This is a genomic window from Nostoc sp. (assembly GCF_041747015.1).
GTDB lineage: Bacteria > Cyanobacteriota > Cyanobacteriia > Cyanobacteriales > Nostocaceae > Nostoc.
This window is the reverse complement of record NZ_JBGTFY010000232.1, coordinates 1-22,561: the sequence shown is the minus strand read 5'-3', so window position 1 is coordinate 22,561 and position 22,561 is coordinate 1. Positions and strand designations below refer to the sequence as shown.

Annotated in this window: 18 protein-coding genes; 7 read left to right on the top strand and 11 right to left on the bottom strand. The window is 42.1% G+C overall.

Annotated features, from left to right (window positions below):
- Window positions 1-29 precede the first annotated feature (29 nt).
- From rpsG to ACEW80_RS18675, 5 genes are all read right to left on the bottom strand, one after another.
- On the bottom strand, window positions 30-500 hold the full coding sequence (gene rpsG / locus ACEW80_RS18695; RefSeq protein WP_373528034.1) for a 30S ribosomal protein S7: 471 nt from the start codon (window positions 498-500) through the stop codon (window positions 30-32).
- 670 nt (window positions 501-1,170) lie between these two features.
- Window positions 1,171-1,554: a 30S ribosomal protein S12 gene (gene rpsL, locus ACEW80_RS18690; protein ID WP_373528033.1), complete on the bottom strand. Its 384-nt coding sequence runs from the start codon at window positions 1,552-1,554 to the stop codon at window positions 1,171-1,173.
- A 106-nt stretch (window positions 1,555-1,660) separates the two neighbouring features.
- Complete coding sequence (locus tag ACEW80_RS18685) at window positions 1,661-1,987, bottom strand: HesB/IscA family protein (protein WP_373528041.1); 327 nt, start codon at window positions 1,985-1,987, stop codon at window positions 1,661-1,663.
- 345 nt (window positions 1,988-2,332) lie between these two features.
- Window positions 2,333-2,752: a cupin domain-containing protein gene (locus ACEW80_RS18680; RefSeq protein ID WP_373528032.1), complete on the bottom strand. Its 420-nt coding sequence runs from the start codon at window positions 2,750-2,752 to the stop codon at window positions 2,333-2,335.
- Window positions 2,753-3,012: 260 nt separating this feature from the next.
- The gene (locus tag ACEW80_RS18675) at window positions 3,013-5,046 is read right to left on the bottom strand and encodes a phosphodiester glycosidase family protein (protein WP_373528031.1); all 2,034 of its coding nucleotides are present in this window, start codon (window positions 5,044-5,046) and stop codon (window positions 3,013-3,015) included.
- A gap of 774 nt (window positions 5,047-5,820) precedes the next feature.
- On the opposite strand from ACEW80_RS18675, the gene gltB reads away from it, so the two are divergent.
- Window positions 5,821-10,548, top strand: coding sequence for a glutamate synthase large subunit (gltB, locus tag ACEW80_RS18670; RefSeq protein ID WP_373528030.1), 4,728 nt, complete (start codon window positions 5,821-5,823; stop codon window positions 10,546-10,548).
- 380 nt (window positions 10,549-10,928) lie between these two features.
- On the opposite strand, the gene ACEW80_RS18665 is transcribed toward gltB, so the two are convergent.
- Entirely contained in the window at window positions 10,929-11,342 is a 414-nt protein-coding gene (locus tag ACEW80_RS18665; protein WP_373528029.1) for a hypothetical protein, read from the bottom strand.
- A 73-nt stretch (window positions 11,343-11,415) separates the two neighbouring features.
- Window positions 11,416-12,327 (bottom strand): polysaccharide deacetylase family protein, encoded by a 912-nt coding sequence (locus ACEW80_RS18660; protein ID WP_373528028.1) that lies wholly within the window; start codon window positions 12,325-12,327, stop codon window positions 11,416-11,418.
- Window positions 12,328-13,841: 1,514 nt separating this feature from the next.
- Here ACEW80_RS18660 and lepB point away from each other — a divergent pair.
- A complete protein-coding gene (gene lepB / locus ACEW80_RS18655) occupies window positions 13,842-14,414 on the top strand; it encodes a signal peptidase I (protein ID WP_373528027.1) in 573 nt (190 codons plus the stop codon).
- Between the two features lie 43 nt (window positions 14,415-14,457).
- Here the strand turns inward: lepB and ACEW80_RS18650 are convergent, their stop codons facing one another.
- Both ACEW80_RS18650 and ACEW80_RS18645 read right to left on the bottom strand, forming a co-directional pair.
- Complete coding sequence (locus ACEW80_RS18650; RefSeq protein ID WP_373528026.1) at window positions 14,458-14,991, bottom strand: helix-hairpin-helix domain-containing protein; 534 nt, start codon at window positions 14,989-14,991, stop codon at window positions 14,458-14,460.
- A 14-nt stretch (window positions 14,992-15,005) separates the two neighbouring features.
- Window positions 15,006-15,380, bottom strand: coding sequence for an NINE protein (locus ACEW80_RS18645; protein WP_373528025.1), 375 nt, complete (start codon window positions 15,378-15,380; stop codon window positions 15,006-15,008).
- A gap of 461 nt (window positions 15,381-15,841) precedes the next feature.
- Between ACEW80_RS18645 and ACEW80_RS18640 the strand changes: the two genes are divergently transcribed.
- Complete coding sequence (locus ACEW80_RS18640) at window positions 15,842-16,165, top strand: DUF1825 family protein (RefSeq protein WP_373528024.1); 324 nt, start codon at window positions 15,842-15,844, stop codon at window positions 16,163-16,165.
- 64 nt (window positions 16,166-16,229) lie between these two features.
- Here the strand turns inward: ACEW80_RS18640 and ACEW80_RS18635 are convergent, their stop codons facing one another.
- A complete protein-coding gene (locus tag ACEW80_RS18635; protein WP_373528023.1) occupies window positions 16,230-18,155 on the bottom strand; it encodes a transglycosylase domain-containing protein in 1,926 nt (641 codons plus the stop codon).
- Window positions 18,156-18,328: 173 nt separating this feature from the next.
- Between ACEW80_RS18635 and tyrS the strand changes: the two genes are divergently transcribed.
- From tyrS to ACEW80_RS18615, 4 genes are all read left to right on the top strand, one after another.
- Entirely contained in the window at window positions 18,329-19,528 is a 1,200-nt protein-coding gene (gene tyrS / locus ACEW80_RS18630; RefSeq protein ID WP_373528040.1) for a tyrosine--tRNA ligase, read from the top strand.
- A gap of 14 nt (window positions 19,529-19,542) precedes the next feature.
- Complete coding sequence (gene pyrF / locus ACEW80_RS18625) at window positions 19,543-20,274, top strand: orotidine-5'-phosphate decarboxylase (protein ID WP_373528022.1); 732 nt, start codon at window positions 19,543-19,545, stop codon at window positions 20,272-20,274.
- On the top strand, window positions 20,271-20,924 hold the full coding sequence (locus ACEW80_RS18620; protein ID WP_373528021.1) for a hypothetical protein: 654 nt from the start codon (window positions 20,271-20,273) through the stop codon (window positions 20,922-20,924). Before pyrF ends, ACEW80_RS18620 begins: the two co-directional genes overlap by 4 nt.
- A gap of 118 nt (window positions 20,925-21,042) precedes the next feature.
- Complete coding sequence (locus ACEW80_RS18615; protein ID WP_373528020.1) at window positions 21,043-21,462, top strand: DUF29 domain-containing protein; 420 nt, start codon at window positions 21,043-21,045, stop codon at window positions 21,460-21,462.
- Window positions 21,463-21,641: 179 nt separating this feature from the next.
- Here ACEW80_RS18615 and ACEW80_RS18610 read toward each other — a convergent pair whose 3' ends face one another.
- Window positions 21,642-22,322, bottom strand: coding sequence for a uracil-DNA glycosylase family protein (locus tag ACEW80_RS18610; protein ID WP_373528019.1), 681 nt, complete (start codon window positions 22,320-22,322; stop codon window positions 21,642-21,644).
- Window positions 22,323-22,561: the final 239 nt, after the last annotated feature.

Here is a 22,561-nt window from a genome sequence, read left to right as displayed (position 1 = left end):
TTCGAGAGGGCGATATATCGCTTTTCTACTTAGTAACGATAATGTGCAAATGCTTTGTTTGCGTCCGCCATCCGGTGCGTTTCTTCCCGTTTCCGAATGGTATTTCCGGTTTCGTTGGCAGCATCCATTAACTCATTTGCCAATTTGCTTGCCATTGTCCGGCCTGGTCTAGACCTAGAATATTGCACTAACCAGCGCAGTGCTAGGGTAGTGCCCCGTTCTGTACGCACTTCCATTGGTACTTGGTAGGTTGCTCCACCAACTCGCCGAGCTTTTACTTCTACTAAAGGCGTGGCATTTCGCACTGCTCTTTCAAAGGTTTCCAACGCAGCGTTACCAGTGCGTTCTTCAATAGTTTTCAATGCTTCATAAACAATCCGTGCGGCAAGTGATTTCTTGCCGTGACGCATGATCCGCCTGATAATCATGCTCACAAGGCGACTGTTATATACGGAGTCAGACGGGACTGGGCGCCTTTGAATAACACCACGACGAGACATACTTCACCTTTAATTCAGATTTGGCAACGAAATTATATGCTATCAGACACTAGAAACTAAAAGTGGTGAAACCCAACTCTCAGACTTCCTTAATTTTTTTAGACTGTTGCAGCGAGGTTGACCTATTGACTACCAATTTTTGATTTTTGATTTTGGATTTTGGATTAAAATTTTTCGGTATATGTTCCAATCACAAGGGTTGGAACATATCAAAATCAAGACTCTGTAAGCTTTATCCCTTCGTGGGTTCGACTAATCCAAAAGAGGCTCGATAACTCGCTCTAAGCGTTGGCGCAGCCTCTCGTAGAGAAGCCATGCCGAAGGCTTTACGCTACGCTATCGCAAATCCAAAAGACGCTCGATAACTCGCTAACGCTACGCTATCGCAAATCTAAAATCCAAAATTGTTTGACTTGCTTCCTGTAACTAAATACTCAAGACGACAAGATGGTAAATCTTAATGTCCAGATTAAAATTCTGCTGGCAGTTACAGGATTATCCTCAGAACTTCTACATTTTTTGGCTTAATGTAGGTATTGCTTGATTTCTTGAAATAGACTTTAGTAGCCTTCACGACTGCTGTTAGAAGACAGGCGCTGATCAGTTTTTTTGTCCCTGAGCTATTCTGAGGTAAACGATTAATCGTGTTTGATGCGATTAATCGCCAATCCTATTTTTTCGCTTCCTTGGGACGCTTGGTTCCATACTTGGAACGGCCTTGCTTGCGGTCTTTGACTCCGGCTGTATCTAAAGTCCCACGGATAATGTGGTATCTCACGCCCGGTAAGTCTTTAACCCGACCGCCGCGAATCATCACAACTGAGTGTTCTTGTAAATTATGACCAATCCCTGGAATGTAAGCTGTAACTTCAAATCCAGAGGTAAGTCTTACCCTTGCTACTTTGCGTAGAGCTGAGTTAGGCTTTTTTGGTGTGGTCGTGTATACCCTGGTACAAACTCCCCGACGTTGGGGGCATTGTTTCAGAGCTGGGGACTTGGTTTTCTGACGCGATAGTTCGCGTTCATTACGTATTAACTGCTGTATTGTTGGCATGAGTTACAGCGCATAAGGCTGCTTATGGTCTAAGTTTTAACAAATCCTGATTATATCGTTTTTTACGGTTTTATGTCAATTGCCATTGATTTTTTTGTTCAATAACTTAATGACTAATGGAGAAGGAATTGCCACAGCCACAGGTAGCGATCGCTTGGGGATTGTGGAAGCGAAAACCACCACCCATTAAGTCTTCTGAATAATCCACCTTTAAACCGTTGAGGTAATTTAAGCTTGTGGCATCTATGACTACTTGAATTTCATCCAAGTCGAAAACCTGGTCGCCAACTTTTATTACTTTATCGAAGGACATATCATAAAAGAACTCGGAACAACCACCTGGTCTTGCTGCTAATCGAAACAAGACATTTGGTTGCTGCTTGGACTTGATTCGCCCAATTTCAGTCGTAGCTGCTTGACTCAGATGAATCATGGAACTTGTTTTTTGCAATTGAGTATCCCATCTTCATTTTACAGATGGGTTGACTGTCGCTATCGTCCTATGTCAGATCAGCGAACCCTGAGCGCGATCGCTACCATTACTACATTTATATCACTAATATGCTTCAGTCCCCACCTTAACTAGGTAGGGACTTCTGGGGTACAGTAGTTCTCAAAGACGATTTGCACAAAAACGCATTCACTTTTTGGATTAGGGACTTCTAAGAAATAAATTATCCAATCTTATATGATCCGGGCGAGATGCCCATCCTACAAGAAATAGTTGAATAATTTTTATTTGAAAGTCCCTTTGAGTTCTAGTAGCGCTCTTTTGGTTTTAATCCTTGGTACGGGCATAGTCATCTTGGTAGCGAATAATGTCATCTTCTCCCAAGTATTCGCCATTCTGCACTTCAATCAATACCAAGGGGATGACGCCAGGATTCTCTAAACGATGAGATGTACATTGGGGTACATAGGTTGACTCATTATTGCTCAGTAGTACTTCTAGCTCACCACAAGTTACCCTAGCTGTACCAGAGACAACAATCCAATGTTCACTGCGGTGGTGGTGCATTTGTAGACTAAGGCGGTGTCCGGGCTTAACTTCGATGCGCTTGATTTTATATCCACGCCCTTCTTCCAAAACTGTAAAAGCACCCCAAGGACGTAACTCAGTTGCAGCAACACCTCTGGAAGTGATGGCTGGAGGTAGGTGGAGAGTGTCAGTCTGTGTAGTTTCTTGATATCGAGCCATAGTTACCTCATTTGGAGACATAACAAACCGTTGGTACTTTTAATTAATTGATAAAAAATCTGGCGGTATCTTGCAACGTTAAAAATCAACAATTTTGTCGCACTTTGATAAACATAGCAAAATCAAACCTTATGGTGTAAACCATCACTGTTAAAACTCTGAGGTCTATACCAAGTCTTCATCAAGCAAAATGATAGCTTGTTCTAATCTTTAAAAAAAGGATGGGTCATTGGTGACTAAAAGACTTCCCCATTACATCATTATTGTGGTTTTAGGAAAATACCAATGCCGTTATGAACACGAGCAGCGGTACTAGGCGATCGATCAAGTAGTTGTCCTCCTAAGTAAAGGCTGGTAGAACTACCGCCGTCCAAATTTAAGGCATCCACACAGCCCATCAGTTGCATCAATTGGGCATATTCCGCCAAAGTAGGGCCATAACCGCCAGCACGATTATGCACAGCAGTAATCATCACTGTGCCTGTTGCCTTTGTGCAAATACCGCTACGAATAGCTTTTTCTGCAATAAAGGCATTGCTAAATTTTTCGCCTTTGGCATCAAGGACAATTTGACGATTTTGAACTAATAGGGGACCTGCGCCGATAATGTGGGGATAACGACTAAAATCAGCCGGAGCAGTAGCGCTGGAAATACTTACTACGGTTCCAATAGGTAGCTGGGAGGCAGCACTAGTAGCTTTGGCGCGTAAAGTTAGTAGGTAGCCATCCTGAGGAATGGGAACCGTCTTTTCACCGACTTTGCCGCCTGGTAACTGATTAGTAATTTGGTTTTTCTCTACCACTAGGATGATTTCATTGTCTGTCAGCGGCGTGTAAGTTGATCCCCAAAGTGGAGTGTAACGGGCAATGCCACTCTGAACGTAACCAGTGTTGAGGAAGAGAATTGGTAGGCGCTGGTCATTTGCAGTGATTAAGGTTTCTGCCAAAGTGAGCCGACCAAAGTAAAATTGACCAGAATCATTCCAAGCGATCGCACCCCGGTTAAGAATGGGACTTGATAACCACTGACCATCCCGACGAATTGCACCCAATGGTAATCTGTTATTGCGGTTAAAATAACCACCGTTAATTCCAGCGACTGCTAAGTAACGTTGTGCTATTTGAATTAAGGGAGCAGTACCCGCAAGTCCATCAGGACTAGCCCACATAGGTTTCAGCGTTAGCCCAAATTTGCGGAGATTAACTTCTAACCAAACCACCGGAAAGCGTTCTGTGCCTAAGTTGACATAATGCTGTCGCCAGCGCAATCCTGGTGCCCAAGTAATATCCCGCTCTTCTAGAGCATGGGGTCGAATATCGATAATCAGGCGATTGGGGTTAGCGGCAGTACTAATTTGAGGCGATAGACCAAAGGGAACGCTCAGACTAATAATGGTTTGGTTTTTCATCACCTCCACTTGTTTAATTAGTAGATCAGGATCTGGTGCTGGTGTAGCTGGTGATAATTGTTTGAGCAGATTTTGCAGCAATGTTGGTGCTGCTGGTGGCTGGGGGGTATAGCGTTCTATCAAAACAGGATCGGCTATTCCATCCAGGGTAACTTTCCACTCTCGATTTGGCGGTGCAGCGGATTTTGGAGTTGGTGTGTCTGGATCAGTAGATGGAGTTTGAATTTTTTTAACAGTTGACCCTTGTATAATTTGCCAGGGAGTTGGACGATCTAAATCGACAAGAATCCGAGCCTGTTGGAAAGGAACACTCGCGTATGGAGGTTCCTGGCTCTGAACAATATTTGTGATTTGTGCTTTTGGGGTAGCAATTACCAAGGTGTTGCCGTTGGTTTGAATTTGCCATCTAGATGTTTGAGCAAAATTAGTAATATCCAGATAGCGATATGCTCCTAGTAGCCTGGTGGTTAAAACTAGTGGCTTTGTCAGCGATGAGAACCACTGTATTGGTTGCCTAGCCCAGTTACTACTATTTAAGAAATTTACTCCAATTAATTGCCTGAATGCCCCGTCGCTAAGATGAGTTGTAACCTGACCAGCTTTTTCAGGTCGCTGCAACCAAGTTCCTGGTAAAGTACGACCATTGAGGGAAATTTGATTACCAGAGGATGCCACCCCTGTTAAAGGACGTGTAGGTGTCTGAGAGGTCAAACTTGGTGGTTTGGCGTTTTTCGGGGACTCCTGGGCGTTGGTAGCGCAGGTAGTAGTTAAGCACAGTACTGTCAAAAGTATTGGTGACACAGAAGAGAGGAAAAATCTGCGATGCCTGCGGCGGGCGGAGCGATCGCTAATCCCTAATTGGCAACAATTCGGCATTTTTACCATAATTTACTAGGTACTTTTGAAAACTATCACCCAAGGTATAAACTAACTAAATTATTTGGAAATATTAAAAAAGCATGACTTTATTTTTAAAAAAGCATGGTATTATTTATATTGGCTACTTATCTCTTTTAAACATAAAAAAGTTTAGACTCTAAAGCCACTACAGCCAAATGTTTTAACTGGCACTAATTCCAACAACACCATACACGGTAGTCTTAATTATCAAAACTGGATTAAGATATTTAATCCTCACTGAAAGTTGCTAGTGTTGCTATTTCAGTAAAGCCTAGTTAATTGTAAGATATGTGGCAACTGGTAAGGAGCAAAACTCTAGACAACAACAAAAATATTTGGGAATTGTCAAATGGGTATATATTGTAATACGCTAATTTTATTGCTGGATCAGGATAAATTTGGCTTTAAAACATAGTACAGCGTTCAATTTAATTTCCTTTCAGGTGAGCCGAAATAGGCTCTATGAGTAACTAGCGTGCATCTGAGAAAAGGGGATTGAGAAAATACTTAGCTGTCAGAATATAAAAAATAAACTGTCAGGACAAAAATAATATCTTGGCAGAGGTAGCTTGTCTAACACTGCATAAATACATAAAAAATACGCAAATACTTTAACATCGGTAGACTAAGAAAGTAAAACCGAAGTTAAAATTTTTTTCCCTAAATTTCGGTGCTTATATATTTCTCCATCACTGAATTTAGAAATTTTTCTGATAATGTAGTGGCAAAATTGGTAACTCAATACTTCAGGAACAGGGTATGAATAATAAACCGATGAATCAAGACCAGAAAATCACAATGGCGATAAACTCAAGAGATGCCTCTCAGGGTCAAAAGTGGTTAGTAGAGGAACGAGATGCCTGTGGTGTCGGTTTTATTGCTCATTGCCAGAATCATACCAGCCACGAAATTGTCGAGAAAGCCTTAGCTGCTTTAACCTGTTTAGAACACCGGGGAGGTTGTAGCGCTGATCAAGACTCTGGTGATGGTGCTGGAGTATTGACAGCTATCCCTTGGGAGTTATTTCAAGAAGACTTTGCCCAAAGAGGGAAGAAATTTACATCCACCAATAATGCTGTGGGGATGATCTTTCTACCACAAGACCCAGAAGCAGCACAAAAAGCTAGGACGACAGTTGAGGAAGTAGCCGCCGAAGAAAAATTGATTGTACTGGGTTGGCGAGTAGTGCCAGTGCAATCTGATTTACTGGGGATACAAGCAAGACAAAATCAACCCCAGATTGAACAAGTTTTGTTAGCTTCCGTTGACAAAAGCGGCGATGAATTGGAACGACAGTTGTATATTACCCGCCGCCGAATTAGTAAAGTTGCAACAAATATCTCAGAAGAATTTTATGTTTGCTCTTTGTCAAGTCGCACAATTGTCTACAAAGGCATGGTGCGTTCTGCTGTATTGGGCAGCTTTTATCACGATTTAAAAAATCCAGCTTACAAAAGCGCCTTTGTTGTCTATCATCGCCGCTTTAGCACCAACACGATGCCCAAGTGGCCTCTAGCTCAACCAATGCGGCTTTTGGGTCACAACGGTGAAATCAATACCTTGTTGGGTAACATCAACTGGATGATGGCACGAGAAGCTAGCTTAAATCATCCAGTATGGGGCGTACAGCGCTCCGCGCATGAAAACGGCGCAGCCTCTCCGCAGGAGACTCGCATCCAGGAACTCAAGCCATTAGTTCACATTGATAACAGCGACTCAGCTACCCTAGACAACGTACTAGAATTGCTGGTTTGTTCTGGACGTACCCCTTTGGAAGCTTTAATGATTATGGTTCCAGAGGCTTACCAAAATCAGCCTTCTTTACGTGACTCTCCAGAAATTGTTGATTTCTACGAATATTACAGTGGTCTGCAAGAAGCGTGGGACGGTCCAGCACTTTTAGTATTCAGCGATGGCAAAAAAGTTGGTGCAACACTAGATCGTAATGGCTTAAGACCAGCTCGCTACGTGATCACCAAAGATGACTACATTGTTGTAGCTTCTGAAGCTGGTGTAGTGGACTTCCCAGAAGCCAATATTGTCGAGAAAGGTAGACTCGGTCCAGGGCAGATGATTGCCGTGGATTTAGTAAACCATGAAGTGCTGAAGAATTGGGAGATTAAGCAGCGCATCGCCAAGCAGCATCCTTATGGTGAATGGCTGCAAGAGTATCGTCAAGAATTAAAGTCATTGGTCATTGGTCATCCGTCATTAGCAAATGGCAATGGCAAAGGACAAATGACAAATGACCAAGGACAAGTGACAATTGACAAACAAAGCTTGCTTCAGCTTCAAACTGCCTTTGGCTACACCACAGAAGATGTAGAAATGGTGATTAAAGAAATGGCGATCGCAGGTTCAGAGCCGACTTTCTGCATGGGGGATGATATTCCTTTAGCAGTGCTGTCACAAAGGCCTCACCTGCTTTATGACTATTTTAAACAGCGCTTTGCTCAAGTGACGAACCCAGCGATCGATCCCCTCCGGGAAAAGCTAGTGATGTCTTTAAAAGTCGAACTGGGTGAACGGGGTAACTTATTAGAACCCAAGCCAGAATATGCTCGGAGATTAAAACTTGAGTCGCCACTGTTGACAGAGGTAGAATTGGAGGCGATTAAGCTGTCAGGATTTGCCACAGCCGAGTTGTCAACCCTATTTGCGATCGCCACTGGCCCGGAAGGATTAAAAGCCGCAGTCCAGTCTTTGCAAGCACAAGCAGCTGAGTCAGTCCGGGCAGGTGCAAAGATTTTAATATTAAGCGATCGTCGGGTCAATGACAGTATCAGCACAGAATATACCTACATTCCTCCCCTGTTAGCAGTGGGTGCAGTACATCATCACCTCATTCGTGAAGGGTTGCGAATGAAAACATCCCTGATTATCAATACTGCTCAATGCTGGAGTACTCATCACTTTGCTTGTCTCATTGGTTATGGTGCTGGTGCAGTTTGCCCGTATATGGCTTTAGATACGGTGCGTGATTGGTGGTCTGATCCCAAAACTCAAAAGTTAATGGGGATGGAAAAAATTCCAGCACTCACCCTAGAACAAGCTTTAGGAAACTATCGCAAAGCAGTAGAGTCAGGTTTACTAAAAATTCTCTCCAAGATGGGAATTTCTCTACTCTCCAGCTATCAAGCAGCCCAAATCTTTGAAGCGATCGGCATCGGTGGAGATTTAATAGAGCTAGGATTCCGTGGTACGACTTCCCGCATTGGTGGTTTAAGTGTTAGCGAACTTGCTGATGAAGTGCTTTCCTTCCATAGCAAGGCTTTCCCGGAACTGACGACCAATAAGTTAGAAAACCTGGGCTTTGTGCAGTACCGTCCTGGTGGCGAGTACCACATGAATAGCCCCGAAATGGTTAAGGCGCTGCATAAGGCTCTAGATGGCAAAAACTACGACCACTACGAAGTTTATAAAAAGCACCTCCAAGGCAGACCAGTAACAGCCTTGCGGGACTTACTGGACTTCCAAGGCGATGCGCCGATTCCTCTAGAAGAGGTGGAATCGGTATCTGAGATTGTCAAGCGCTTCTGTACCGGTGGGATGTCTTTAGGTGCTTTGTCAAGAGAAGCTCATGAAACTTTAGCGATCGCCATGAACCGCATTGGCGGTAAATCTAATTCTGGCGAAGGCGGCGAAGATCCAGTGCGCTATGTAGTCCTAGATGATGTAGACGAGTCTGGTCACTCGCCAACCCTACCTCATTTAAAAGGATTGCGAAACGGTGATAAAGCCTATAGTGCCATTAAGCAAGTTGCATCGGGACGCTTTGGTGTCACACCAGAGTACCTAGTCAACGCCAAACAAATTGAAATCAAAATTGCCCAAGGTGCCAAGCCTGGGGAAGGTGGACAACTACCAGGTCCGAAGGTGAGCCAATACATCGCAATGTTAAGGCGCTCAAAGCCAGGTGTAACACTGATTTCGCCACCACCGCATCACGATATTTATTCCATTGAAGACCTAGCACAACTAATTTTTGACCTCCACCAAATTAATCCCAAAGCAAAGGTATCGGTGAAGCTAGTTGCCGAAGTTGGTATTGGCACGATCGCTGCTGGTGTAGCTAAGGCAAACGCTGATATCATCCAGATTTCTGGTCATGATGGTGGTACAGGTGCATCGCCACTAAGTTCGATTAAACACGCTGGTTCACCGTGGGAACTCGGCTTAAGTGAAGTGCATCGCGTCTTGATGGAAAATAGCCTGCGCGATCGCGTGATTTTGCGTGTGGATGGCGGTTTTAAGAGTGGTTGGGATGTGGTAATAGGTGCATTGATGGGCGGTGAAGAATTCGGTTTCGGCTCCATCGCCATGATTGCTGAAGGCTGTATCATGGCGCGAGTTTGCCACATGAACACCTGTCCTGTGGGTGTTGCTACTCAGAAAGAAGAACTCCGCAAGCGGTTTACGGGAATGCCGGAACAGGTTGTCAACTTCTTCTACTTCATCGCCGAAGAAGTGCGTAGTTTGTTAGCCCGACTAGGTTATCGTTCTTTGTCAGAAATTATTGGACGTGCAGATTTGTTGAAACTGCGCCCAGAGGTAAAACTTACGAAAACGCGATCGCTCAATCTCGACTGTTTACTTCAGCTACCAGATACCAGAGAAAATCGTAGCTGGTTAGTGCATGAAGAAGTCCACAGCAACGGCGTGGTTTTAGATGACAAATTCCTTGCCGATCCCGACATTCAAGCTGCCATTCGCAACCAATCTACCGCCACCAAGACTTACCATGTTGTTAATACTGACAGAACAGTAGGCACTCGATTAGCGGGTGCGATCGCTTCTAAATACGGCGATAGCGGCTTTGAAGGACAGATTAATCTCAACTTTACAGGTAGTGTTGGGCAAAGCTTTGGTGCTTTCAACCTCCCTGGCATAATTTTGAGCCTAGAAGGAGAAGCAAACGACTACGTAGGTAAAGGGATGCATGGTGGTGAAATTATCATCAAACCTCCAACTGATGCTACCTATAACGCATCACAAAATGTCATAGTTGGCAATACTTGTCTCTATGGTGCTACTGGTGGCGTGTTATTTGCCAACGGTCTAGCAGGAGAGCGCTTTGCTGTGAGAAACTCCAAAGGCATAGCAGTGATTGAAGGCGCAGGGGATCACTGCTGTGAATACATGACTGGTGGTGTAATTGTCGTCCTCGGCAAGGTAGGACGTAACGTAGCAGCTGGAATGACTGGCGGACTGGCATACTTCTTAGATGAAGACGACTCATTTCGTGAGTTAGTCAACCCGGAAATTGTCAAAATCCAACGGGTGATTACAGAAGTAGGTGCAAAACAGCTGCAAGAGTTAATCCAAACTCATGCGGAACGCACTGGTTCACCAAAGGCGAAGAAAATTCTGCAAAATTGGCCAGAATTTTTGCCGAAATTCTGGCAGTTAGTTCCGCCTTCTGAAGCTGATAGTCCAGAAGCTAATCCTGAAAAAACAACTGAGTTCAGTTTAGTAACTAGTCATTAGACATAATCAGATGAGGTACATCATAGTCCCCTCTTTGCTTGCGGGGAGGGGGTTGGGGATGGGGTTTTTCTACCTCATTCAACCGAGAACCGCTATACTGACCTATTGTTGTGCTTGATAATTTTAATTAAAAACACTCCTGTAATAGCTCCGTCGAATATCCCAAATAATAATCTAAAAACGAATACTTCTACAATAAAACGACATAAAAAGGCTCAAGTATAGTTCAATACAGTTCAGTTAAGGATAATTGTAGATTGGGTTGAACGAAGTGAAACCCAACAAACCCTGCAAAAGGTTGGGTTTCTTTCCTCAACCCAACCTACGCGTGTTAAGGTTTTTGGCTATAACCCAAGCGTATTGAATTATAGTTCATTAATTTATGAACGCCAGCGAAATACCTTTCTCATCATAAATATAGCTATACTTGCATCTATTGCCCCTAACATACCCAGAAATAATAATTTCAAATCAATTTGATGAAAATCAATAATTTTTTTAAGTATTTCATTTGGATTTTTAAGTGAATCTTTAATAAGAAAAATATAGAATATTAGTGTACCTTCATAGCCTCCGATAGCCCCAATTAATAGTCTAAATATTTCAATAAAAAAACTGCTTTTCCTTATGATAATCAGAGTAACTATTCCAGCAAATGCTCCTCCAAAAAAAGGTGGGCCAAATAGCATTGCGAACGATATCAATAACTCTAGAGTGCTTGGTGGTTCAGGAAAAGGTGAGCCAAAAAATATTGGGAGAAGTATTGATAATGTTGGATCGTCCGGTTCCCACATAATCTAAATTATTCATGACGATGAATTTTAGTTTTTAGCCAATTAGTATTGACCAATTAAGCATAATTAATAATTAATGCTTTTTGTTAGCAAGCAACTTTTGGTCTGCATCTTCTATTTCTAAAAGTTCTGGAATAGTCACAAAGCGATAGCCTTGCTTTCTAAAATTGCTAATAATTTCTGGTAAAGCTTGTACAGTTCTGGAACGATTACCACCACCATCATGCATTAGCACAATCCCACCAGGTTTTGAATCTTTAATCACGTTATGGATCAACTTCGGTACAGCTGGTGACTTGTAGTCTGTGGAATCAGCTGACCACATCACCACAGTATATTTTTGACCTTTAGCATAAGCAACTAATCCATTGTGCAATATACCACCAGGTGGCCGAAACAGATTTGTTTTAGCACCTGTAACTTCATAAATTAGGTCTGTTGTGCGATCAATTTCAAACGCAGCCGCTTGTTGATTAAAGAAGTGATACCAGTGATGCCAAGTATGGTTGGCAATGACGTGGCCTTGAGCAACAATCTGCTTTCCTAACTCTGGATAATTTTTTAGGTTCTGTCCGACGACAAAAAACGTCCCTTTGATATTGTTTGATTTCAGAATATCTAGCACTTGCTCTGTGGTTTCAGGCCATGGCCCATCATCAAAGGTGAGAGCAATCACTTTCTCGCCCTGAGTAAGTTCTGCCGCTTTAATCATTGCCCCTTGAAAGCGTGATGGTACGGGGTAGGATAATCCCTTTACTTGTGCTTCTTGCTGCCAACTTGTAAGCATCATTGTCTTTAATTTCTCAATGCGCTGCTGAGTTCCTACATTTGCAGTTACATCTTTTAGATTTATACTTTGTCTACTTTGAGCCTCTGAAACATTTGGTCTTAGAAGCATCATGAAGCCAAGGCCAAAAATACCACCCAAAGCAAGCAGCGCAATTAATATTCCTTCTGGCCACAGAAACGACTTATTGTTTTCCACTTCATAGCTCCTTCAAGGATCAAACCATTAACTACGGTTGTGACGGTACGTTATAGCACATTTTTTTAGATACTTAGATATCAGTTGCTTTCTGATAATCCTAAAAATTGGAATTGGAACTAGCATAAATTCAGAATTAGGAAGATAAACTATACAGCTTTAACTGAAATGCAGATGCTCGATATTTGGATGAGAGCTGAACATCCAATACTTGGTAAGTAAATTGGAACAATAAAACCAAACTATCTAAAGAAAAACGAACTAGGCTAAAACCCTTTCTCCTCCTGTCTTATCCCAACAGAAAACTGTTACATTGACCTACTTACTATTTAAGATCAGCCAACTTATAAAAGTTAAGGTCTGTATTTCCACATTCTTACCTTAGCTGTAAGAAGGAGTACAATCAAGTAATTAACCACATCTCAAAATCCTCTTAATAGGAGTCTTAAATTAATTACTGTATTTCACCTCGCTACTAAGGCAACACTATCTTTTCAGGTTTTATACCTTTGCAAATAGGATGAGTTAAACTATTGTAGGCTGAAGTCCTTACGGCAAAATTTTTTGACTGTAAAGTTGTATAGTTAATAACTTTGTGAATTGTTTTATTAACATACAAAACTAATTTAAAGTGGCAAGATGTCTTTCAAAAAAGACTCTAATCAACTATTTAGTTTTATGGTTGATAAGATATATTCTACTGCCTAATGCCATTGCTTCATTTTTAAGAAAAAATTAAATTTTTACCTTACAGAATGTTGCTTTGTATGTTCTATCAAATAAATAGACGAAAATTAATTCCATATAGTTTCTCATTACCAAGAGGCAGTTAATGGTTAATATAGATACTTTTCACTCATTCAGCAAAAATAATTTTATGGCAGTTTAGTTTTATTTTTAATGCTGATACTTTAGCCTAAATTACTAGTGGTTTTTTATGTAGTAATGTTTCTTTCCATAGTTAAGGACATCCATATATTATTAATAGTACAGTTTAATATGCACTGTTACCGTATAAATACGGAAATTAGATAGCGTCCTCATCGGCAATTTATTAAAAACGTAGTAGTATACAAATGTATTTATATTAAGCATTAAATCTTACATAGTGAAGCAGATATTTAAGACATTTGGTAAGGTGTTTTGCTACTCAACGACCAATTTTATGCTTTAAGAAAAAACCGACTGGCTGTATCGATCTACAAATCAGCAACTAGTTTTTTTAGTAGGAGGAAGCAAAACCAAAAATTATCTAAATTAAGTTGTCTTATAATTACAGCAATTAGAATTAGGGTTTTTAATTATTTATCTAGGAATCCTAATCATTAGCTTATATTGCTTTAGACAAGTCATAGTTTATTTTCAGCACTTTTGTTTAGCTTTGGTAGATGCGATAACTGTATTATTTAATAACTGTATGGGTTGATGCAAAACCCAGCTTGCTCATGAATATACCTTTGTAGTCAAAATAATCAAGGTATTTGTTCCACTTCTTAAACTGGCTGGAAACTTTTATGATTCCTCACGAAAGTGATACAAAAGAAGCGCGTGCGCCGTTAAAAGTATGGCGTAGTTGGCAGGAAAATCTGATTTTAATTGCGATCGCCTTGTGTTTGGCACTCCTAATTCGGACTTTTATCGCTGAACCCCGCTATATACCTTCTGACTCGATGTTGCCTACTTTACGTACAGGCGATCGCTTGGTAGTTGAAAAAATTTCCTACCATTTTCATCCTCCTATAACTGGCGATATTATTGTTTTTCAGCCACCCGCAGAACTACAACGTCGGGGATATCACAAAGACCAAGCTTTCATCAAGCGGGTTATTGGCAAGCCGGGTGAGGTGATTGGTGTTGCTGATGGTAAAGTCTACCTCAATGGTAAACCCTTGGCTGAAAACTACATTGCTGAACCACCAAATCAGCCATATCAACCAGTCAAAGTCCCGGAAGACGAATTTTTTATGATGGGAGATAACCGCAACGATAGTAACGACTCTCGCTATTGGGGCTTTTTGCCAAGAAAAAATGTCATTGGCCGGGCAACATTTCGCTTTTGGCCTCTTGATCGCATCGGATTCATTTAAATAGTTAGGAGTTAGGAGTTATTTAAAACTTCTAACTTTTAATTTAAAACCTTAAATAATACATCAACTGAGCGATCGCATCACCAGATAAGTCTAACCGTCGCTGGAAATCAGCTAAGTTTCGGTAAGTCCCGGCTGATTCTCGATTTTGCACTACTGCTTGTGCTAAAGACAAATCTATAAATGGAATTTGTACTAAGTTTTCAACTGTTGCTGTGTTTGGGTTGACTAGATGCGTCGGATTTTCTAGAGATTCGTGGTCATAGTAAATAAAATTTAATAGAGGCTTTAATGGCTCTAGGCGCGACCCTGGCGTACTCAAAGCCGCAGCAACATCTTCAATACAGTAAAATTTAACACCCGAACGTGAAAGTTCTACAAGCGATCGCGCTTGGTGAATTGACAAACCTGGTAGACGCAACCAATCATCTACAGTCGCTTGATTAGCATCAATGCGGATACCTAATTTTGCCGCTATTTGAATTTCTTCCCCAGATTGTAGGCGATAGTAGGGATCGTTGAGGAGTTTGGCACGGAGTTTTTGCAACTTGGGATTCAAAGGTAGCCAATTATTCATGATTGTTGCTCACCTCAAGAAATCTGATCTAGCAGTTGGCGGCGCTTTTGCTCAAATTCATATTCTGAAATTAGTCCATCTTGGCGTAGAGCATCTAATTCCCGCATAGCGTTAGCGATCGCTCCTACCTGATTACTCACTCGCTGTGAGTTCTTTGCCGCTGACTTGCCTAGATTAAAATTGCGATCGAAAGCTTCCTCGTCTTGAGCTAAGTACCAAACTCCCTCAATGGCGCTAGCTACCTTGGGAATAGGCGTCCAAGAAAGCAATACATACAAAACACCCCACAACGGCTGTCCTAGATAAAATTTATGTAATCCTGAAATTGTCAGCGTGCCAGAAAAAGCTAAAACAGCGGCAACGCTTCGGCTTTTGCGCTTAGTCAACATATTTCTAACAAATTTACCATTATTACAGTTCTTATAATAAATAAGTAAGTTTTACGTGATTACGCATTGAGTTTGATTTTTTATGAAGAAGCGATCGCCTGCTATGCAGAAGCTCAATACAAATCACTGCACCAGTTTTATCAAGTTACGCAACAAATCTGTATTACGTCAAGCATTAAAACTTAACTTACAACATTTACTAGCTTTAAAATACACTCGCGCACTGAAAATTAAATCAGATGAAAACACCAATCCTTAATCAATGGCTAAATCTGTAATACTCACAGCTTTATTAAATCGGTTTTAAGACGGAAAACTTTCTCAAGTCAAGTGTTGAAATTTCGGTAGGAAACCGTACTAAAACGAAGCTTCGTTACTAAATTCCTCCCCTAGACTAAAATAATAATAGAAGTAAAACTATTAAGCTACTGAGTCTGGGCGCTCAGTTTAATCTAAGCAATATGGGATTCTTCGATTCTGAGATAGTTCAGCAAGAAGCAAAACAGCTGTTTGAGGATTACCAAGCACTGATTAAGCTTGGCAACAGCTACGGCAAATTTGACCGTGAGGGCAAAAAGGTGTTTATTGAGCAAATGGAAGCCATGATGGATCGTTATCGCATCTTTATGAAGCGTTTCGAGCTATCAGAAGATTTCATGGCACAAATGACAGTAGAGCAAATGAAGACGCAGTTAGGTCAGTTTGGTGTCACCCCTCAACAAATGTTTGACCAAATGAACCTCACCCTACAACGGATGAAAACCGAGTTAGAAAAACAGCCCTAGTGAATTTTAGATTTTGGATTAATTGCCAATCCAAAATCCAAAATCCAAAATTATAAATCCAAAATTATTGTGACTTGGGGCGAGAAAACTGAGAAGGTGGCTTGAACTTTTCTACTGGGACGTTCTTGAGTGCCTTCTCCATAAAATCTTTCCAAATGGGAGCAACCATACCGCCACCCGTGGCGCGGCTAGCTAATTGTCTGTTGTCGTCCCTCCCCACCCAGACAGCAGTGGTTAACTGCGGCACAGTGCCAACATACCAAATATCCTTTTCTGATGATGTTGTACCCGTCTTACCAGCGCTTGGGCGACTTATAGCAGCACCTTTACCAGTACCCTCAGTAACTACCGATCGCATCACATCAATAATGGCTGCTGATGCCCAAGGATCGAGAACTAGCTGTGGTTTGGGCGTATTATCTAGCAACACGTTACCACTACTATCAGTAACACGGGCAATTACAGTTGGTGGTGACTGCCAGCCATAATTAGCAAAGGTAGCATAGGCACTAGCCATTTCTAAAGGTGTAACACCAATTGCGCCAAGAGGCAGGGAGCTAACAGGTTCCATTGGACTCATAATGCCCAAGGTACGGCAAGTTTCTATGACTCTATTCATCCCCACACTCTTACCAAGTTTAATCACGGGAATGTTGCGCGACTGGGCTAAAGCTGTGCGGATTGCCATAGCTCCCCTAAAACCCCCATCATAATTTCTGGGAAAGTACCAACCGCTACCATCTCGATAGCTGACTGGGGAATCTACTACCGTTGAGTCTGGGGTGTACTTCCCACTAGCAAAAGCAGTATAGTATACAAACGGTTTAAAAGCAGATCCAGGCTGCCGTTGAGCTTGAGTTGCACGATTAAATTCACTGGCTTTAGGATCTGTACCCCCTACCAGTGCTTTGATAAAATGTGTACGCGGATCAACTGCCACCAGAGCTATTTGATTTTTAGATAATCCTTGCCCAAGCAGTGATTTATGCCACTTACCGACAGTTTCCTCTGCCATAATTTGGAAGTTGGCATCAACTGTAGTTTGTACCCGCATTCCACCTTTGAGTAGTGCCTCACGTCCAAACTTTTTAGCCAACTCCTGAGCCACAGTATTGGTTATATAAGGTAAAGCACTACCTTGAAAAGATTTGATTTTACCAAGTTTGATTTCTTGCTTTAGGGCATCATCGTATTCTTGCTGAGTGATCCAAGTCAATTCCAGCATCCGTCCCAGCACTTCTTTTTGTTTTTGTTTAGCCAGCTTCATGCTCGCAAATGGGCTGAATTCTTCGGGCGCTTGGATCAAACCCGCCATCATTGCTGACTCACCCAAGTTTAAATATTCTGATGACTTATTAAAGTAACTGCGTGCCGCCGTTTGTACACCATAATTGTTATGACCCCAATAAACTTGATTGAGGTACATTTCTAAAATTTGGTCTTTGCTGAGGATTTGCTCTAACCGAATCGCTAGCACTCCCTCGGCTAACTTCCGGGTAAAGGCACGCTTGCGAGTCAAAAACAGGTTTTTAACCAACTGCATAGTAACAGTAGAGCCACCCTCTTTGACTCCACCTGCTACAGCGTTAACGACTACAGCACGTCCAACACCAGTGGGATTAATCCCGTGGTGATCGTAAAAGTGATTATCTTCACTCGCTAATACTGCCCGCTTCAGATTTGGGGAAATTTTATCTAGGGGTACAACTTCTCGATTAGCTTCCCCGTGAACACTCGCTAAAAGTTTACCCTTAAGGTCATAAATGTAAGTCGTTTCTGAGGGAAAAAAGTTACGTAGCTGTCTGACATCTGGCAAATTACGGAAGCTAATGGCTAAACCAACCAGTCCTCCGGCTACAATGGAACTTGCCAACATGGTGATTGAAAGGAGAGTACCGCCAGTTACCTGACCAACTCCTTTCATAAACTCAAAACCTGATGAAGCCCGACGTTGTGGCTGTTTATCTTCAAAAGTCCTAGACGACGACACGGCTATTACACTTCCTCACTTGTAGATTTAACTGTAATTCATTGAGCGAAGCAGAGCGGTTAATTTTCTGCAATTATAGTAGTTTGGCAGATGAAAGAGCGGATGAATTGCTAGTGAATATAACCAACCTAAGTTCTAAAGTACAAAATATAGCTAATAGTGAATCTCCTAGTATGACGCAAGATTTTGCTTGGCTGCGTCGTGGTGGTGTTGTGGAAGTTTTTCCTCAACCAGTTGATGAGCAGAGTGAAAGTGAAAGTTTAGAAAAGCTTTTGCTGACTAAAAACCAACCTTTGAGAGTTAAATTGGGGATTGACCCCACGGGTGCTGATATTCATCTTGGTCATAGCATACCAGTACGTAAACTGCGAGCGTTTCAAGATGCAGGTCATACAGCAGTTTTAATTATTGGCGATTTTACAGCTCGCATTGGCGATCCAACAGGCAAATCTGAGGTGCGTCGCCAGCTAACAGAAGCAGACGTAGTGCAAAATACCCAGACTTATCTTGACCAAGTGCGTCCTATCTTGGATTTTGACACACCTGGCAGGTTAGAGGTGCGTTATAACTCCGAATGGCTCTCTGGGCTTGATTTAGGGAAAATTTTGGAGTTGCTCTCCACAATGACGGTAGGACAGATGTTAGCCAAGGAGGGATTTGCAGAACGCTATAGAAAAGAGAATCCAATTTTTATCCATGAGTTCCTGTACCCGTTAATGCAGGGTTTTGATTCTGTCGCAGTCGAGGCAGATGTGGAATTGGGAGGGACTGACCAAAAGTTTAACATTGCTGTGGGCAGAGATTTGCAACGCCATTTTAATCAAAAGCCTCAATTTGGGATGCTACTCCCGATTTTGATTGGCACGGATGGAGTGCAAAAAATGTCTAAGTCTTTAGGTAATTATATTGGATTGTCGGAGCATCCTGGACAAAAGTATCAGAAGTTGCAAGGAGTTCCCGATGATCTGCTGGAACAGTATTTTGAATTGTTAACAGATTTACCTTTGGACAAACTACCAGAAAATCCCCGCGATCGCCAGACACTTTTAGCATGGGAAGTTGTCAAACAGTATCACGGCGAAACAGCAGCTGATGAAGCCAAAGAAGCAGCGCAAAGCGGTGGAAAGGAAGGCGCAGTCCCAGAATTTTCTCTAGCTGGCGTGCCGCAGTTTCCGACTAAATTAGCTTATATTCTTAATGTCGCTGGCTTGTGCAAAAGTACCGGGGAAGGAAAGCGGAAAATTCAAGAAGGTGGGGTGCGCTTAGATGGCGATCGCATTACCGATGTCGATATCACTTTCGCTTCTCTTGCTGAGTTACAAGGTAAGGTTTTACAAGTTGGCAAAAATAAGTTTGTGCGTTTAGTGCCTTAATTGGGGAGTGGGGAATGGGGAATCGTGAACAGGCAGAACAGCGAGTTATTGTGGCTTTAGATCTGCCAGACGAAGAAAGTGCGATCGCTCTTGTAGAGCAGTTGCCGCAAGTCGTTTTCTGGAAAGTCGGCTTAGAGTTGTTTACCAGCACTGGCCCGAAAATTCTGGAAGTGTTAAAGTCCCGACAAAAGCGCATTTTCTTAGATTTAAAGTTTGATGACATCCCCAACACTGTCGCTGGTGCTTGCCGGAGTGCGGCTCGTTATGGGGTGGATTTATTGACAATTCATGCTACCTGTGGTATAGAAGCTCTCAAAGGTGCAACAGAGGCGGCACAAGGAGGGGCGGCACAAGCGGGTGTAAAACCGCCTAAGTTAATTGCGATTACGTTGTTGACGAGTATTTCTGCTAGACAACTGGCCTTTGAGTTGAAAATTCCCCTAGAATTACCAGAATACGCTCTAGAAATGGCACTGATGGCGCAAGAGTCGGGGTTAGATGGGGTAGTTTGTTCGCCCCAAGAAGTGGCACAACTGCGACAGAGTTGTGGAGATGACTTTTTGTTAGTTTGTCCGGGGGTTAGACCAACTTGGGCTGATATTGGTGATCAAAAGCGATCGCTCACCCCAGCCCAAGCAATCATTGCTGGTGCAGATTATCTAGTAATTGGGCGTCCCATTACTGCTGCTGTTGACCCTGAGTTAGCCTGGAAGAAGATTTCTGAGGAGTTAACTGCGATCGCATGAAAGCAGAAGTCAGCCAGAAGCAGGAGAGCAATCTTGTCTCTTCGCTTAGGAAGAAAAATTATAGTTGGCTTTTAGCTTGTGGCTTTGGGATTTTAGGATCAAATAGTCTTACTTCCCCAGCATTCTCGACAAAGCTCACCCCTAATCTAGCAGAAAGGGAAAGTGTCAACAGTGGGGCGAAGTCTTTGTGTTCTGAGCAAAATTTAGAAACATTAACTACACAGTTACTACAAAAGTTGCCTAGTTATACCAATCGCGCTAGTCAACGCGCCCGCCGCCTCAGTCGAAGTAGTGATGTATATGTTTATATACTAGTAGCAGGAAGACCTGAGTTTCAGCCTCTACCTCTTCAAGGCGATGACTATACCACAGATGCACAAAAAAATACGACAACAGGAGTTGAGCAAGTTTTCTTTACGACCTTAGAGCGTCAGTATATAAATAGAAAAGCAGCGGAATTACAGGAATTCCACTGGTTGTTATTGACGAAAACTAAAAGTGGTTGGCGTTTGGTAATGATGTTTACTCAAATTGGTTCATATCCAGCAAAACAACCACCATCGCCCCCACGAGATAGTAGTAATGGTGCGATCGCTCAAGGGGTTAAAGCTTGGTTACGTGATTGTCAAGCGGGAAGTGTCCGTCAATAAAACGTAATTAAAAATCTCATGATCTGACAACCCCATGACCAATTTGCCAAGGAATATCTAGAAGAATTCTTAACACCTTTAGCTAAAGTAAAATCCTAAATTAGGAGAATATTAAATAATGTCTAAAATACTCACTCAAATTCTTTATGAACAAGATTATCACTTGTGGTTAGCAACAACGTTGAAACAATTGCAAGAACGAGATTTAGATCATCTTGATTGGGAGCATTTGATTGAGGAGATTGAAGCATTGGGTAATGAACAAAAACACAAGCTTGAAAGTTATCTACTGCAACTTCTCAAACATCTGCTTTTGTATCAACATTGGAGTCTTCCTGAGTGTAAAAATCATTGGGAAGTGGAAATTGATAATTTTCGGGTGGAACTCAAGAAATTAACCAAATCTAAAAACCTCTACAACTATCTGCTCACAGTGCTTGAAGAAGTTTATATTGATGCGCTACGACAAGCAAAAAAGAAAAGTAGGTTAAATTGTTTCCTACAAATTTGTCCCTATATTATGAAATGGAACTATTGATTGAAAATGAAAATAAACTGGGAAAACTCCCAGCCTAAAAGCCGCTACCGCCGCTACTATACTGGTACTAGTACAGCACGGCGGAAATAAATAACCCATTCCAAATCAACAAAACGCTTACGCTGTATTCATTTTGACTTTTGGCTTTTGAATGAATGACTTTCGCCTTGCGGTACTAGCTAGTTATTTGAGTGGATTTCGTCTAATTTAGCCCGCACTGCCTGAATATCTTGCCACATCAACCATTTAGGCGCACCTCTTTCCTTAGAAGGATTGCGTAGCAAGTAGGAAGGATGAAAAATTGGCATACACAAACGTCCTTCCCACTCTAGCCACTGTCCACGAATTTTCGTAATTCCCCGCTTATCGCCAGTTAAACTTTTGAGCGCAGTTGCTCCTGTTAGCAAAATGATTTTAGGATCAATTAGGCGAATTTGTTCTAGTAAATAGGGTAGACAAGCCGCCACTTCTACAGGAGTAGGAACTCTATTATCTGGTGGGCGGCATTTATTGATATTGGCGATGTATACATCATGCTCAGTTGTCAGATTCACAGATGCCAGAATTTTCTCTAACAATTGCCCTGATCTACCCACAAATGGTAAACCCGTTTCGTCTTCATTTTGACCTGGCGCTTCTCCCACAACCATAATTGGTGCTTTGAGATTGCCGCGTCCGACAACAGCATGAGTGCGATTGTCTCCCAATATACAACGGTGGCAGCGATCGCAATGCTGCACCAACTCGGTCATAGTCGGATAGGTTCCGAGAGGAATAGGAATTTTAGCGTCTGTGGGAATCAGCTCTCGTTGGTTAAAGGTTGAGTCGTCAAAGAGGCTAAGTTGAGTTTCGCTGCTCATGAAAATTATGATTTTGATATCAGCACCAGTTGTCTTATCTGAGTTAAGTATGTCTTTGGTGGGAGACTTATCAGAAATAGCCTTTTACTGAATATTTATTATTTAGGGCTTGCTGAATAAGTCTCCAGAGCGAATCTAGAAGCCACACAGCTTACAAAATAGTAGTTTCGTCGCTTAGTTTCCCAATTTGCCCGGCGCTCGCCGACGAAAGTGCAAGGTTTTTGAACCTCTGGATGCTA